Source organism: Nocardia wallacei, from assembly GCF_014466955.1.
In the GTDB taxonomy this organism is placed as follows: domain Bacteria; phylum Actinomycetota; class Actinomycetes; order Mycobacteriales; family Mycobacteriaceae; genus Nocardia; species Nocardia wallacei.
Genome location: NZ_AP023396.1, coordinates 5,241,944 through 5,255,146, shown reverse-complemented (window position 1 = coordinate 5,255,146; position 13,203 = coordinate 5,241,944). Strand labels below are relative to the sequence as shown.

The 13,203-nt window shown below is 68.8% G+C and carries 13 protein-coding genes; 10 read left to right on the top strand and 3 right to left on the bottom strand.

From position 1 onward, the window contains the following. Positions 1-105: 105 nt before the first annotated feature. The 4 genes from NWFMUON74_RS23070 (at position 106) to NWFMUON74_RS23055 (ending at position 3,291) form a co-directional block, all read left to right on the top strand. Positions 106-1,041 carry an ABC transporter substrate-binding protein gene (locus NWFMUON74_RS23070; RefSeq protein WP_187683897.1) on the top strand — a complete coding sequence of 312 codons (936 nt, stop codon included), beginning with the start codon at positions 106-108 and terminating at the stop codon, positions 1,039-1,041. After that, positions 1,041-1,982, top strand: coding sequence for an amino acid ABC transporter permease (locus tag NWFMUON74_RS23065; RefSeq protein WP_187683896.1), 942 nt, complete (start codon positions 1,041-1,043; stop codon positions 1,980-1,982). The genes NWFMUON74_RS23070 and NWFMUON74_RS23065 overlap by 1 nt, the downstream gene beginning before the upstream one ends. 26 nt (positions 1,983-2,008) lie before the next feature. Beyond that, the gene (locus NWFMUON74_RS23060) at positions 2,009-2,761 is read left to right on the top strand and encodes an amino acid ABC transporter ATP-binding protein (protein ID WP_187689362.1); all 753 of its coding nucleotides are present in this window, start codon (positions 2,009-2,011) and stop codon (positions 2,759-2,761) included. A gap of 68 nt (positions 2,762-2,829) precedes the next feature. Then, a complete protein-coding gene (locus tag NWFMUON74_RS23055) occupies positions 2,830-3,291 on the top strand; it encodes a DUF4383 domain-containing protein (protein ID WP_232110530.1) in 462 nt (153 codons plus the stop codon). A gap of 20 nt (positions 3,292-3,311) precedes the next feature. On the opposite strand, the gene NWFMUON74_RS23050 is transcribed toward NWFMUON74_RS23055, so the two are convergent. After that, the gene (locus tag NWFMUON74_RS23050) at positions 3,312-4,232 is read right to left on the bottom strand and encodes a LysR family transcriptional regulator (RefSeq protein ID WP_187683895.1); all 921 of its coding nucleotides are present in this window, start codon (positions 4,230-4,232) and stop codon (positions 3,312-3,314) included. Positions 4,233-4,303: 71 nt separating this feature from the next. Here NWFMUON74_RS23050 and NWFMUON74_RS23045 point away from each other — a divergent pair, with 71 nt between their 5' ends. The 4 genes from NWFMUON74_RS23045 (at position 4,304) to NWFMUON74_RS23030 (ending at position 8,476) form a co-directional block, all read left to right on the top strand. Further along, on the top strand, positions 4,304-5,659 hold the full coding sequence (locus NWFMUON74_RS23045; RefSeq protein ID WP_187683894.1) for an FAD-binding oxidoreductase: 1,356 nt from the start codon (positions 4,304-4,306) through the stop codon (positions 5,657-5,659). A 52-nt stretch (positions 5,660-5,711) separates the two neighbouring features. Next, the gene (locus NWFMUON74_RS23040; RefSeq protein ID WP_187683893.1) at positions 5,712-6,596 is read left to right on the top strand and encodes an SPFH domain-containing protein; all 885 of its coding nucleotides are present in this window, start codon (positions 5,712-5,714) and stop codon (positions 6,594-6,596) included. Further along, the gene (locus NWFMUON74_RS23035) at positions 6,596-6,763 is read left to right on the top strand and encodes a type II toxin-antitoxin system antitoxin (protein ID WP_187683892.1); all 168 of its coding nucleotides are present in this window, start codon (positions 6,596-6,598) and stop codon (positions 6,761-6,763) included. The genes NWFMUON74_RS23040 and NWFMUON74_RS23035 overlap by 1 nt, the downstream gene beginning before the upstream one ends. Before the next feature lie 108 nt (positions 6,764-6,871). Continuing rightward, the gene (locus NWFMUON74_RS23030; protein WP_187683891.1) at positions 6,872-8,476 is read left to right on the top strand and encodes a prolipoprotein diacylglyceryl transferase; all 1,605 of its coding nucleotides are present in this window, start codon (positions 6,872-6,874) and stop codon (positions 8,474-8,476) included. Between the two features lie 32 nt (positions 8,477-8,508). Here NWFMUON74_RS23030 and NWFMUON74_RS23025 read toward each other — a convergent pair whose 3' ends face one another. After that, positions 8,509-9,429 (bottom strand): class I SAM-dependent methyltransferase, encoded by a 921-nt coding sequence (locus tag NWFMUON74_RS23025; RefSeq protein ID WP_187683890.1) that lies wholly within the window; start codon positions 9,427-9,429, stop codon positions 8,509-8,511. Between the two features lie 265 nt (positions 9,430-9,694). Here NWFMUON74_RS23025 and rpsA point away from each other — a divergent pair, with 265 nt between their 5' ends. Both rpsA and NWFMUON74_RS23015 read left to right on the top strand, forming a co-directional pair. Next, positions 9,695-11,173: a 30S ribosomal protein S1 gene (gene rpsA, locus NWFMUON74_RS23020; RefSeq protein ID WP_187683889.1), complete on the top strand. Its 1,479-nt coding sequence runs from the start codon at positions 9,695-9,697 to the stop codon at positions 11,171-11,173. 196 nt (positions 11,174-11,369) lie between these two features. Beyond that, a complete protein-coding gene (locus NWFMUON74_RS23015) occupies positions 11,370-12,899 on the top strand; it encodes a phospholipase C (RefSeq protein ID WP_187683888.1) in 1,530 nt (509 codons plus the stop codon). Between the two features lie 9 nt (positions 12,900-12,908). Here NWFMUON74_RS23015 and NWFMUON74_RS23010 read toward each other — a convergent pair whose 3' ends face one another. Then, positions 12,909-13,121, bottom strand: a complete 213-nt coding sequence (locus tag NWFMUON74_RS23010) for a hypothetical protein (RefSeq protein ID WP_187689619.1) — start codon at positions 13,119-13,121, stop codon at positions 12,909-12,911. Between the last annotated feature and the right edge of the window lie 82 nt (positions 13,122-13,203).

Below are 13,203 nucleotides of genomic sequence, written 5' to 3'. Positions count from 1 at the left end.
TCGGCGTGTGGGGCGGTGTCCGCACCGGCCGCGCATTAACCTTCGGTAACCGACCGACGCGTTCGGTCCCCATCGCCTAGATTTCGAACGGCGGGCGAATGCCGGATGTCGCCCACCAGAACATGGAGGGCTGCTGTGTCTGTTCGGATCGGTGCCCGCGGGCTGGCCCTGCGGGCAGTGGCTGTGCTGGCCGGCGGGTCGCTGGTGCTGGCCGGTTGTACGAGGAACACCGAGGACACCGCGCCGACCGCGGAGAAGGTCGAGGTCGAGAAGGTGGACGCGATCGCCGCGAAGCTGCCCGACAAGATCAAGCAGTCCGGCACATTGGTGGTCGGGGTGAACGTGCCGTATCAGCCCAACGAGTACAAGGACGGCTCCGGCAAGATCGTCGGCTACGACGTCGACCTGATGGACGCGGTGGCGTCGGTGCTGGGCGTGCGCGCCGACTATCAGGAGTCGGACTTCGAGAAGATCATCCCCTCGATCCAGGCCGGCACCTACGACGTGGGCATGTCCTCGATGACCGACACCAAGGAGCGTGAGCAGACCGTCGACTTCGTCGACTACTTCAGCGCGGGCATCCAGTGGGCGCAACAGCCGGGCAAACCGGTCGACCCGAACAACGCCTGCGGCAAGCGGGTGGCGGTGCAGCGCACCACCATCGAGGAGACCGAGGACGTGCCGAACAAGAGCAAGGCGTGCGAGGCGGCGGGCAAGCCCAAGATCGATATGGTGGCCTTCGACGAGCAGAGCGCGGCCGCGACGGCGCTGGCGCTCGGCCAGGTCGACGCGATGTCGGCGGACTCCCCGGTGACGGCGTACGCGATCAAGCGGAACCCGGACCAGATCGAGGCCGCGGGCCCGCTGTTCGAGTCGCAGCCCTACGGCTGGCCGGTGCCCAAGGGCGCGCCGCTGGGGCCGGTGCTGCGGGAGGCCGTGCAGCATCTGATCGATTCCGGCGCCTACCGCAAGATCGCCGAGAACTGGGGCGTGCAGGAAGGCGCGATCACCGAGGCCACCATCAACGGTGCGGTGCGCTGATGTCGGCATCCGGACCGGAAGACGCTGCCGCCGTAGCGGTTTCGAGCACCGACCCGACACCGATCAAGGCTGTTCCGCTGCGCCATCCCGGCCGGTGGATCGCGGCGGCGATCATCCTGGTGCTGCTGGGGCTGTTCGTCTACGGCGCCGCCACCAACCACGCCTACCGCTGGGACATCTACTGGAAGTATCTGTTCGATTACCGCATCGAGGCGGGCGTGCTGATCACGCTGGAGCTGACCGTGCTGGCCATGGTCATCGGTGTGGTGCTGGGCGTGGTGCTGGCGGTGATGCGGCTGTCGCCCAATCCTGTGCTGCGCTCGGTGGCGTGGGTGTACCTGTGGATCTTCCGCGGCACGCCGGTGTACGTGCAGCTGGTGTTCTGGGGCCTGTTCCCGTCGCTGTACAAGGTCATCGATCTCGGTGTCCCGTTCGGGCCGCAGCTGCTGCACATGAACATCCAGGACTGGCGGACGCCGTTCATCTTCGCGATGGTCGGCCTGGGCCTGAACGAGGCCGGGTACATGGCCGAAATCGTCCGCGCCGGAATCAATTCCGTCGGTGAGGGGCAGCGGGAGGCATCGCTGGCGCTGGGCATGTCGTGGGGGCAGACGATGCGGCGCACGGTGCTGCCGCAGGCGATGCGGGTGATCATCCCGCCGACCGGCAACGAGCTGATCAGCATGCTGAAGACCAGCTCGCTGGTGGCGGCCATCCCGCTGACCACCGACCTGTACGGCCGGGCCCGCGACATCTATGCGGTCAACCTGCTGCCCATCCCGCTGCTGCTGGTCGCCGCGACCTGGTACCTGGTGATCACCAGCATCCTGATGATCGGGCAGCACTATCTGGAGCGGTACTACGCGCGCGGAGCCAGCCGCCAGCTGACGGCGAAACAGCTGCGGGCACTGGCCGATGCCCAACTGGAGGTGGGCAAATGAGCTCTGCCGCAACCGATTCCGCCCCGATGATCCGCGCCCAGCAGGTGCACAAGAACTTCGGCGCGCTGCAGGTGCTCAAGGGCATCTCGCTGGAGGTGGCGCGCGGGGAGGTGATGTGCCTGGTCGGGCCGTCCGGGTCGGGCAAGTCGACGTTCCTGCGCTGCATCAATCATCTCGAGCAGGTCGATGCCGGGCGGCTGTATGTCGACGGGGAGCTGGTCGGCTACCGGGAGAAGGGCGGGCGGCTCTACGAATTGCATCCCCGTGAAGCGGCTCGTCAGCGCCGCGACATCGGCATGGTGTTCCAGCATTTCAACCTGTTCCCGCACCGCACCGCGCTGGAGAACATCATCGAGGCGCCGACCCGGGTGAAGCGGATCCGCAAGGCCGACGCCGTGAGCCGGGCGCGGGAACTGTTGGACCGGGTCGGTCTGGCGGAGAAGGCCGACGCCTATCCGGCGCAGCTCTCGGGCGGACAGCAGCAGCGGGTGGCCATCGCCCGCGCGCTGGCGATGGATCCGAAGCTGATGCTGTTCGACGAGCCGACCTCGGCGCTGGATCCCGAGCTGGTGGGCGAGGTGCTCGGTGTCATGCGCGAGCTGGCCGCCTCCGGCATGACCATGGTGGTGGTGACCCACGAGATGGGATTCGCCCGCGAGGTCGCCGACCACCTGGTGTTCATGGACGGCGGGGTGGTGGTGGAGTCGGGGCCGCCGCGCGAGCTGCTGGCGACCCCCCGGCACGAGCGCACCCAGGCGTTCCTGTCCCGTATCCTCTGACCTCTTCCGCCGCCGCCGGTATTCAACTACATTGTGTAGTAGATATCGGCGAGTGGGTGGAGGACGTCGTGAACGCGCAACTATCGACCGAGCGCCGGAATACGTTGGCGCGGTGGAGTTTTCTGCAATGGGCGGTGTTCGTCGTCGGGGTGGCGCACATCGCGTGGGCGATCGCGGGGTGGATCGCCGAACCCAGCTTCGCGGTCGGTGAGCACGCGCCCGCGACGCCGGTGCTCGGCATGGACTACAACGGCTGGCACGCCGTCGCTGGTCTGCTGCTGTTCGGTCCGGCGCTGGTCGCGGCGCTGCGCAAACCCTGGGCGGCGTGGTACTGCGTGATCGCCGCGCTCGGTGGCGGATTCGGCGTCGGTTTCTGGGCGTTGTTCTCCGACCACGTCCTGATGCTCAGCTTCCCGCATCACCACATGGACGCGATCGAGCACATCGTCACCGGGGTGGTGCTGCTGGGCCTGGTCGCCGTGCAAGCCGTCCGGGACGGCGGCCTGCGGTCCGTGCTCGGCCTGCGCTGAGGCGGTCGCGCCGGCGCCGGTCAGTCGCGGCCGGTGGGGCGTTCCTTGCGTCGCGCCAAGGCGATACGCAGTTGGCCCAGGAGGACTTTCGCGGCGGGGGCGGTCAGCCGGTCGGTGCGCCATGCGAGCGCGAGCTGCCCGCGCAGCTCGGGTTCGACGATCGGGATCGTGCGCACGCCGAAGGCGGCGGCCTCCTCGGGCGTGAGCGCGGGCACCACGGCCGTGCCCAAGCCCCGGGCGGCCAGTCGCAGCAGTAGCGGGGGAGCGGCGGCCTCGAAAGCCACATTCGGTGTGAACCCCGCTGCGGCGCAACCGCGTTCGAGTACGCCACGGATGCCGGTGCCGCGCACCAGGCAGATCAGCGGGCGGTCGCGCAGGGCGTGCAGCGGCAAGGCATCCGGCGGGTCCGGCTCATGTGCGGCGACCGCCGCGACGAGGGTGGTTTCGAGCACGACCTCGCGGCCGACGCGGGGATCGAGGTCCGCGCCGGTGAGTCCCACCAGTGCGATGTCCAGCGCGCCGCGTTCCAGCTCGTCCAGCATCAGATCGGAACTGGTTTCGGTGAGGGTGATCTCGACCTGCGGATGGTCGTCGTGGAAGTCGGCCAGGATCGCCGCGAGATCGAATTCCTCGGTGGCCGCGCCGGAGATGGTGCCCAGGCGGATGTGCCCGCGCAGCAGCCCGGTGAACTCGTCGGCGGTGTGCCGGACCCGCTCGGCGGCGGCGAGTGCGGAACGCGCGTGCGGCAGCACGGCCGCACCGGCCGCGGTCGGGGTCACCGTGCGCCCGGACCGGTCGAGCAGTTGCTGGCCGAGTTCCCGTTCCAGCTGCCGGATCTGCGCGGACAACCCCGGCTGAGCCAGATGCAACCGTGCCGCGGCGCGGGTGAAGCCGGCTTCCTCGACCACGGTGACGAAGTAGCGCAACTGCCGAAGCTCCATAACTGACGATTCTAGTTAGCAGAAGATCTATCTGTTTCACTTCTCACCGCCGCGGCGGCATCGTCGATGACATGACGAACACGGATCTCCCCACCCTCACCGGCCCCGTCTTCCGCCCCGGCGACGCCGGATACGACGCCGAGATCGCCGGATTCCAGACCGCCTACACCCACCGCCCGGGCGTCGTCGTCGGCGCCGCGCACGCCGAGGACGTCCGTGCCGCAGTGGAATACGCTGCGCGCCACGACCTTCCGATCGCGGTACAGGCGACCGGCCACGGCCTGTCGGTGGCCGCCGAGGGCGGCGTGCTGATCAGTACCCGCCGGATGACCGCCGTCTCCGTCGACGCCGCGGCCCGCACCGCGCGGGTGGCGGCCGGGGTGCAGGCCGGTGCGCTGATCGACGCCGCCGTGGCGCACGGGCTGGCCCCGCTGAACGGCTCGTCGCTGTCGGTCGGCGTGATCGGCTACCACCTGGGCGGTGGTCTGGGCATTCTGGGGCGCACCTTCGGCTACGCCGCCGATCACGTGCGGGCGATCGAGATGGTCACGGCCGACGGCCGGTTGCGCCGCCTCACACCCGGCGATCCGCTGTTCGGCGCGGTGCTGGGTGGCGTCGGAAACTTCGGTGTCGTCACGGCGCTGGAGATCGAGCTGGTGCCGGTCACCACCGTCTACGGCGGTCAGCTGGTCTTCGACACGCACTTGGTCGAACCGGCGCTGGAGGGCTGGCGGCTGTGGACCCAGGACCTGCCCGAGGAGATGACCTCGGCGATCACGATCATGACCATGCCCGACGTTCCCGCCGTGCCGGAACCGATCCGCGGCCGCTACCTCGCGACCGTCAACGTCGCCTACACCGGCCCGGCGGCCGACGGGGAACGGCTGGTCGCGCCGCTGCGCGAGATCGGCCCCCGCCTCGCCGACGACCTGCGCCCGATGCCCTACGCGCAAACCCACGGCATCTACCGGGATCCGGACTTCCCGCACGCCTACGCCGCCACCAACGCGCTGCTGTCGGAGCTGACCGCCGACGCGGCCGCCGCCTTCCTGGACTCGACCGGGCCGCAGTCGCCGGTGCCGGTGGTGGCCGGGCTCCGCCACCTCGGCGGTGCGCTGCGACGGCCAAGCGCGGCCGATATCGCCGTGGATCACCGCGAGGCCGAGTACATCGCGCGGTTCATCACCGCACCCGAGTCCGGCGGCACGGCCGTGCGCGATCGGCACGAGCTCATCGGAAAAGCGTTGGCGCCCTGGACCATCGGGCACAGCCTCAACTTCCTCTACGGCGCGCCGGAGTGGGCGGGCGCCGAACAGACCCGCACCGGATACCGGCCCGAGACCTACGAGCGGCTGGCGGCCCTGAAGGCCGAGCACGATCCCGCCAACCTGTTCCGCCTCAACCGCAACATCGTTCCGGCGTCCTGAGGCCAGGCTCCATGCTATTGTCGTGATATCACTTAGATATTGGGAGGATGTCATGGAGCTTCGTCCGGCTTTCCGGGTGAACGGGTTCCTCATGGTGCTGGTGCTGGTCGTCATCGGCGGCGGTGCCCTGGTCGGCGCCATCGCGGCGGCCGGCGCCGCCTCGGAGGGGAGCAACCCCGGTGCCGCCGCCGGTGCGGTGGCCGGGTTCGTGGTGGCGGGCATCGCGCTGGTGCTGCTGAGCGGCCTGACCACGGTCGGCCCCAACGAGGCCAAGGTGCTGCAGTTCTTCGGCCGCTACATCGGCTCGGTCGCCGACCCGGGCTTCTTCTGGGTCGTGCCGCTGACCGGCAAGCGCCGAATCTCGTTGCGGGTGCGCAACTTCGAGACCCAGACGTTGAAGGTCAACGATTCCGACGGCAACCCCGTCCAGATCGCCGCCGTGGTCGTCTACCGGGTGGTGGACAGCTTCAAGTCCGCCTTCGCCGTCGACGACTACGAGGAGTACGTGCAGACGCAGTCCGAGGCCGCCGTCCGGCACCTGGCCACGGTGCACCCGTACGACTCCGACGACCCGGCCCGCACCAGCCTGCGCAACGGCGCCGAGGTCGCCGAGGAGTTGACGACCGAACTGAGCGAGCGGACGGCGCTGGCGGGCATCGACATTCTCGAGGCCCGCATCACGCACCTGGCGTACGCGCCCGAGATCGCCCAGGCCATGCTGGTCCGCCAGCAGGCCGCGCAGGTGGTGGCCGCGCGCAGTCGTATCGTCGAGGGCGCGGTCGGTATGGTCGGCATGGCGCTGGAGCGGCTGACGGCGGAGGGCATGGTCGACCTCGACGAGGAACGCCGGGCGACGATGGTGTCCAACCTGCTGGTGGTGCTGTGCGGGGATCGGTCCGCGCAGCCCGTCGTCAATGCCGGATCGCTGTATTCGTAATGGTCAAGCGCGAGCCGAAGAAGGTGCTGCTGCGGCTCGATCCGGCCGTCCACGAGGCCGTGGCCAAGTGGGCGGCCGATGATCTGCGCAGCGTGAACGCACAGATCGAGTACGCGCTGCGGCTGGCGCTCGAGCAGGCCGGGCGAGCGCCGAAGCGCCGGGGATAGAACAGACCGACTGACTGTTTTGTCCAGTACAGATCACCAACAAGTCACGTATTGGGCACAAAACGCACAAGGACGTGCGATTATGCGTCGAATCGGTAACGTGTGGGCGTGCCTATCGCGTTCGAAACCGGCGGACTGCAGCAACTCGATCCGAGCACATGGGGTAATCCGGCGACCGGTGACCTCGTCACGCTCATCTACGTCGATGCCGTCCCCGATCTTCCGGCTCCGCTGGAGGATATCGACGCCCTGCGCCGCAAGCTCACCGAACAGCAGGCCGAGTTCGGCTGTCTCATCGAGGCGTACACCATCGCCGTGGCAGGCCAGCCCGCGCTGTTGCGCCTGGAGAAGTTTCCGCTCGCGGACGGAGGTGGGCTGGGCTTCACCGCCGGAATCGTGGTGCCGAAGGCGACCTGCAGCGCGATTCTGAAGATCATGTGCCGCGAGACCGGGCGCTCCGGTACGCGGGAGGCCGCGATCGTGCCGAAGGTCGGCTTCCAGAACATGTTCCGGCCGCACCCGTACGCGCCCGAGGTGCGGGGCAAGCTGCCCTACAACGTCGCCGACGACGCGCAGTGGGATTCGCAGTTCCCCGACCATCCGCTCAGCCGGGCCCGCCGCTGGATCTCGCTGGCCAGCCGCACGGCCCGCATCGACCCGCGGTTCGCGGCCCTGCCGCCGTTCACCGGACCCGCCACACCGGACGCCTTCGCCGATCTGTCGGCCGCCGCGGAGGAGACGCCGGCGCCTGCGGTGTCTTCCGGGCCACCACTGTCCGGGCCACCACTGTCCGGTTCGGCACCGTCCGGCCCGGCACCGTCCGGTTCGGCACCGTCCGGCCCATCGCTGTCCGGCCCGTCGCTGTCCGGTTCGGCACCGTCCGGTCCGGGGCCGTCTGGTCCGTCGCTGTCTGGTCCGGGGGCGTCTGGTCCGGCACCGTCCGGTCCGGGGCCGTCTGGTTCGTCGCTGTCTGGTCCGGGGGCGTCTGGTCCGGGAGCGTCCGGACCGGGGCCCTCGGCGGCGGTGTCTCCGCCCGGAACCGCCGCGGGCGCGGCGGAGACCGCGCCGATCCCGAGTGCCTCGGCGTTGGGCAAGGCGCCGCGCAAGCCCGCCGCACCCGCGCCGGCGACACCTACGCCGGGGAGCATTCCCCGCCTCCCGGCCAGCGCTGCCGCCTACGCCGCGACCCCCAGCGCCGCCAAGACGACGGCCATGCCCCCGTCGGTGGATTTCTCGCAGCCGCCCGCGACCGACCGCGCGACGGCCTCGGCGCGCACCGACAACGGCTGGACGCCGCCGGACGATGACGCGCGACCCGCGACGTCCTCGAACGGCAACGCCTCCGACGCCGCCGAAACCACCGCCATGCCCGCCGGAATCCCCCTCGGCAGCCTGCGAACCTCCGACAACTCCGCCGAGACCACCGTGCTGTCCACCGACCCCGACGACGCCCACCGCCCGGACCATCCCGAGAACCCGTGGCACGTCCCGGAATCCTCGCCCGAACCCAAACTCCCCGCGGACCAGACCACCGCGATCCCCGCCCGCCCCGCCCGCGACTCCGACAGTCCCCGTGCCGAGACCGACGAGCGCTTCCCCGGCGCAGCGGACGAAACCACGGCCCTACCTTCCAGCCGCGCATCCACCTACGACCCCCCACCTCCCGAAACCGTCTCCGCAGGCGCCGAAACCCGCCCGATTCCCAAGGGCTGACCGCACAAGCGGAAACCCACCACCCGCCCGCGTTATTTGCGGGCGGGTTTCTCGGTGACGAAAATGGCTGTGCCCGGGAAGATCCGGCCGCGTAGGGGGCTCCATTGGCCCCACTCGCGGTCGAGCCATTCGGGCCAGTCGGGCTCTATGAGGTCGATGAGGGTGAGGTCGGCGGCGACGATCTCGCGGACGCGGTCGCCGAGGGTGCGGTGGTGTTCGACGTAGGTGGGGTCGCCGTTGCCGTCTACTTCCACGTAGGGGGAGCGGTCGAAATAGGAGAGCTTGGCGAGCAACCCCTCCGGCCCGGGATCGTCGGGAAAGATCCAGCGCATGGGGTGGTTGACGGAGAAGACCCAGCGGCCGCCGGGGCGCAGTACCCGCGCCACCTCGCGCATCACCCGGGCCGAGTCGGCGACGAAGGGCAGCGCGCCGAAGGCCGAGCACGCCAGGTCGAAGGAGGCGTCGGCGAACGGCAGTGTCTCGGCCCCGGCCTGCACCAGCGGGACCCGGGGGCCGCCGCGGGCCATCGCTGCCAGCCCGCGCCGCAACATTCCGGCGGACAGGTCCAGGCCGACGGGTTGCGCGCCATTTGCCGCCAGCCACCGCGAGCACGGGGCGGAGCCGCAGCCGATTTCCAATATCCGCTTATCGGTGATGTCGCCGAGCAAATGCCAGTCGCCCTCGTGCAGCCCTTCCGGACACCAGATGAATTCGCCGTCCGGGGAATCGACGCCGAGGAACTCGGCATGGGTGTCGTGGTATTGCGCGGCGTCGGCGTCCCACCACCGCCGGCTCGCCCGCTGGCTCGCGGCGGAGTTCACCTCGGCGCGAGTGACGGCGACCGTGCCGAGCAGGGCATTGGCCTGCGCATGGCGGTCCGCACCGGCCGAATCCGATCCCTGTGCGGTCACGGTTTCGCGCACGGCGTGCACATCGGGATGATCTTCGGGCATCATGTCAGAGTAGCCACGCGGGCAGGGGGACCCTTGTTTGCTTGCCACAACTCACGTCGCGTACGCTGATTCCCGCGAGTGCCCGCCGTACTTGCGTACCCGAGGCGCACGCGTGCTGTGAGTTTATGCAATGAGTACAGCGTTGTGCTGTGTCGCAGCGATGTGCTGCACACGCCGACGTTAGTTCCATCGCTGTGAGTTCACAGCAAAACCGAAAGCCCACATGTCCACTACCGACCACAATCCGTCCGGAGCAACCCAACACATGCCCACCACTGTCACCTCGCCGCAGGTAGCCGTCAACGACATCGGCTCCGCCGAGGACTTCCTCGCCGCCATCGACAAGACGATCAAGTACTTCAACGACGGGGACATCGTCGAAGGCACGATCGTCAAGGTCGATCGCGACGAGGTCCTGCTCGACATCGGTTACAAGACCGAAGGCGTCATTCCTTCCCGCGAACTGTCGATCAAACACGATGTCGACCCGGCCGAGGTCGTTTCCGTGGGCGATGAGGTCGAGGCCCTCGTTCTCACCAAGGAGGACAAGGAAGGCCGGCTGATCCTGTCGAAGAAGCGGGCTCAGTACGAGCGGGCGTGGGGCACCATCGAGGAGCTCAAGGAGAAGGACGAGGCCGTCAAGGGCACCGTCATCGAGGTCGTGAAGGGTGGTCTGATCCTCGACATCGGGCTGCGCGGCTTCCTCCCCGCCTCGCTGGTGGAGATGCGCCGGGTCCGTGATCTGCAGCCGTACGTCGGCAAGGAGATCGAGGCCAAGATCATCGAGCTGGACAAGAACCGCAACAACGTGGTGCTGTCCCGCCGTGCCTGGCTGGAGCAGACCCAGTCCGAGGTGCGCAGCGAGTTCCTGCACCAGCTGCAGAAGGGCCAGGTCCGCAAGGGCGTCGTGTCCTCCATCGTCAACTTCGGCGCGTTCGTCGATCTCGGCGGTGTCGACGGTCTGGTGCACGTCTCCGAGCTGTCCTGGAAGCACATCGACCACCCGTCCGAGGTCGTCGAGGTCGGCATGGAGGTCACCGTCGAGGTGCTCGACGTCGACCTGGACCGCGAGCGGGTCTCGTTGTCGCTCAAGGCGACTCAGGAAGACCCGTGGCGTCAGTTCGCCCGCACCCACGCCATCGGCCAGATCGTGCCCGGCAAGGTCACCAAGCTGGTGCCGTTCGGCGCGTTCGTGCGTGTCGAGGAGGGCATCGAGGGCCTGGTGCACATCTCCGAGCTGGCCGAGCGCCACGTCGAGGTGCCGGACCAGGTCGTCACCGTCGGCGACGACGCCATGGTCAAGGTCATCGACATCGACCTGGAGCGGCGCCGCATCTCGCTGTCGCTGAAGCAGGCCAACGAGGACTACAACGCCGAGTTCGACCCGTCGAAGTACGGCATGGCCGACAGCTACGACGACCAGGGCAACTACATCTTCCCCGAGGGCTTCGACCCCGAGACCAACGAATGGCTCGAGGGCTACGAGAAGCAGCGCGAGGAGTGGGAGAACCGCTACGCCGAGGCGGAGCGTCGCCACAAGATGCACACCGCGCAGATGGAGAAGATGGCCGCCGACGCCGCCGCCGAGGCCGCGAACGGTGGAGGCTCGTCGAACTACTCTTCCGAGAGTGGTGAGCGGTCCGCGTCGTCGTCGTCCTCCTCGCAGTCGGAGCCGGCCGGTGGTTCGCTGGCCAGCGACGCACAGCTCGCCGCGCTGCGTGAGAAGCTGTCCGGCAACGCGTAATTCGCACAGCTGACGAAGGCCCCCGGTCCGCTCGGACCGGGGGCCTTCGTCGTGCTCGGCCGTGTGACGGCACGGTGCCGGTGACTGTCAGGTGCGGTTCACCCGTGCGCCACCGTCGTGCCCGGCGTGGGTCGTTATGCTCCACGGCGTTGGTGAAACTGTTCCTTATCGCAGCGGCGGAAGGTCGAGTCGGCGGATGGGTTTGTTCGAAGGCGTCAATCGGCGGGAGTTCCTGGCGAAAGCATTGGCCGCGGGCGGGGTGGGCGCGCTGGCCGGGTGGGCGAATCCGATCATCGAGCGGGCCTACGCCGCGGATCCGGCGGGAATGGGCGGGCTCGGGGATATCGAGCACTTCGTGCTGTTGATGCAGGAGAACCGTTCCTTCGACCACTATTTCGGGACGCTGTCGGGGGTGCGCGGATTCGACGATCCGTCGCCCGCCTGGCAGCAGTACGGGTACGCGCCGGGCGTCGGACCGACCCCCGACGGCTACCTGCTGCCGTTCCGGCTCGACACCACCCGCGGCGCGAGCCTGGACGGTGAATGCGTCAACGATCCGGACCACAGCTGGGCGGGTATGCACGAGGCGTGGAACGGCGGGGCGAACGACCGCTGGATGCCCATGTCGATCGCCAGCGTCGGCGTCGGAAACGGGCCCGCCGCAATGGGTTATCACACCCGTCAGGACATCCCCGTCCACCACGAGCTGGCCGACGCCTTCACCCTCTGCGACCACTACCACTGCTCGGTCCTGGGCCCGACCGACCCGAACCGGCTCTACTGGATCTCGGCCACCATCGATCCGGACGGTTACGCGGGCGGTCCGCTGGTGGAGACGCCGCCGCTCATTCCGCAGAACGCCTACAGCTGGCGGACCTTCCCGGAGAACCTGTCCGAGGCCGGAGTGAGCTGGAAGATCTACAACAACCGCGACGTCGGCCCCATCTCCTCGGTGATCCTGGACGGCATGATGGGCTGCTTCACCCAGGCCGCCGACCCGAATTCCGAACTGGCGCAACGGGGTAAGGCCCCGGTCTACCCGCAGGATTTCGCCGCGGACGTGGCCGCGAACCGGCTGCCGTCGGTGTCGTGGGTGATTCCGCCGCTGTTCAACTGCGAGCATCCGGCGTTGCCGCCGGCGCTGGGCGCGGTAGGCATCATGCAGGTGCTCGACATCCTCACCTCGAATCCGGCGGTGTGGGAGAAGACGGCGCTGATCGTCATGTACGACGAGAACGGCGGCTTCTTCGACCACGTCACCCCGCCGACGCCGTCGCCCGGCACGCCGGGGGAGTTCCTCACCGTCGACCTGAATCGGGTCCCCGCCGCGAAGGGCATCGCCGGTCCGATCGGCCTGGGTTACCGGGTGCCGTGCTGGGTCGTCTCGCCGTATTCGCGGGGCGGGCTGGTGTGTTCGGATACCTTCGACCACACCTCGCAATTGCGTTTGCTGGAGCGCCGTTTCGGCGTCGAGGTGCCCAATTTGACCGCCTGGCGGCGCGGTGTCACCGGCGATATGACATCGGCATTCGATTTCGGTTCCGCGCCCGACGCCGTGCCGCCAAGGATCACCGATCCGAATTCCCGCACCCGAGCCGCGCTCGCGCAATGCGGCCCGAATATCGCGCTGGGCACGGCGGGGCAGGGTGCGCCTTATCCGGTGCCGTCCAACAGCATGCCGGTGCAGGAACCGGGCACGCGCCGCCGCCCGAGCGGAATGGTGTAGAGCGCGAGATCAACTCGCGGTAGCGGGCACCCACTGAGCCGCGGCGTCGGCCGTCCGCTTGCGGATGGCGGCCAGGCTGTGGCGGGCCGGACTGATCAGCGCGGTGAGCCACGGGCGCCGGAACTGCGCCAGCGCGGCCGCGACCTCCGGAATCTCGATGCAGTGCATCGTGCCTCGCTTGCCCAGCCGGTGGCGACCCGTCTGGATGTTTCTGGTGCCCAATGGTGTTCCTTTGCTTGCTTTGGTACGGCCTGGATCGCCTGCGGCGAAACAGTAGCGGAACAAAAGTGTGCGGCTGCGTATT

Bases quoted from the DNA above. Each gene is read 5' to 3' on its own strand.
- NWFMUON74_RS23050 (WP_187683895.1), bottom strand. From the start codon at position 4,232: ATGGAGCTTCGGCAGTTGCGCTACTTCGTCACCGTGGTCGAGGAAGCC.
- NWFMUON74_RS23025 (WP_187683890.1), bottom strand. From the start codon at position 9,429: ATGCCCGAAGATCATCCCGATGTGCACGCCGTGCGCGAAACCGTGACC.
- rpsA (WP_187683889.1), top strand. From the start codon at position 9,695: ATGCCCACCACTGTCACCTCGCCGCAGGTAGCCGTCAACGACATCGGC.
- NWFMUON74_RS23070 (WP_187683897.1), top strand. From the start codon at position 106: ATGTCGCCCACCAGAACATGGAGGGCTGCTGTGTCTGTTCGGATCGGT.
- NWFMUON74_RS23040 (WP_187683893.1), top strand. From the start codon at position 5,712: ATGGAGCTTCGTCCGGCTTTCCGGGTGAACGGGTTCCTCATGGTGCTG.
- NWFMUON74_RS23060 (WP_187689362.1), top strand. From the start codon at position 2,009: ATGATCCGCGCCCAGCAGGTGCACAAGAACTTCGGCGCGCTGCAGGTG.
- NWFMUON74_RS23065 (WP_187683896.1), top strand. From the start codon at position 1,041: ATGTCGGCATCCGGACCGGAAGACGCTGCCGCCGTAGCGGTTTCGAGC.
- NWFMUON74_RS23015 (WP_187683888.1), top strand. From the start codon at position 11,370: ATGGGTTTGTTCGAAGGCGTCAATCGGCGGGAGTTCCTGGCGAAAGCA.
- NWFMUON74_RS23035 (WP_187683892.1), top strand. From the start codon at position 6,596: ATGGTCAAGCGCGAGCCGAAGAAGGTGCTGCTGCGGCTCGATCCGGCC.
- NWFMUON74_RS23045 (WP_187683894.1), top strand. From the start codon at position 4,304: ATGACGAACACGGATCTCCCCACCCTCACCGGCCCCGTCTTCCGCCCC.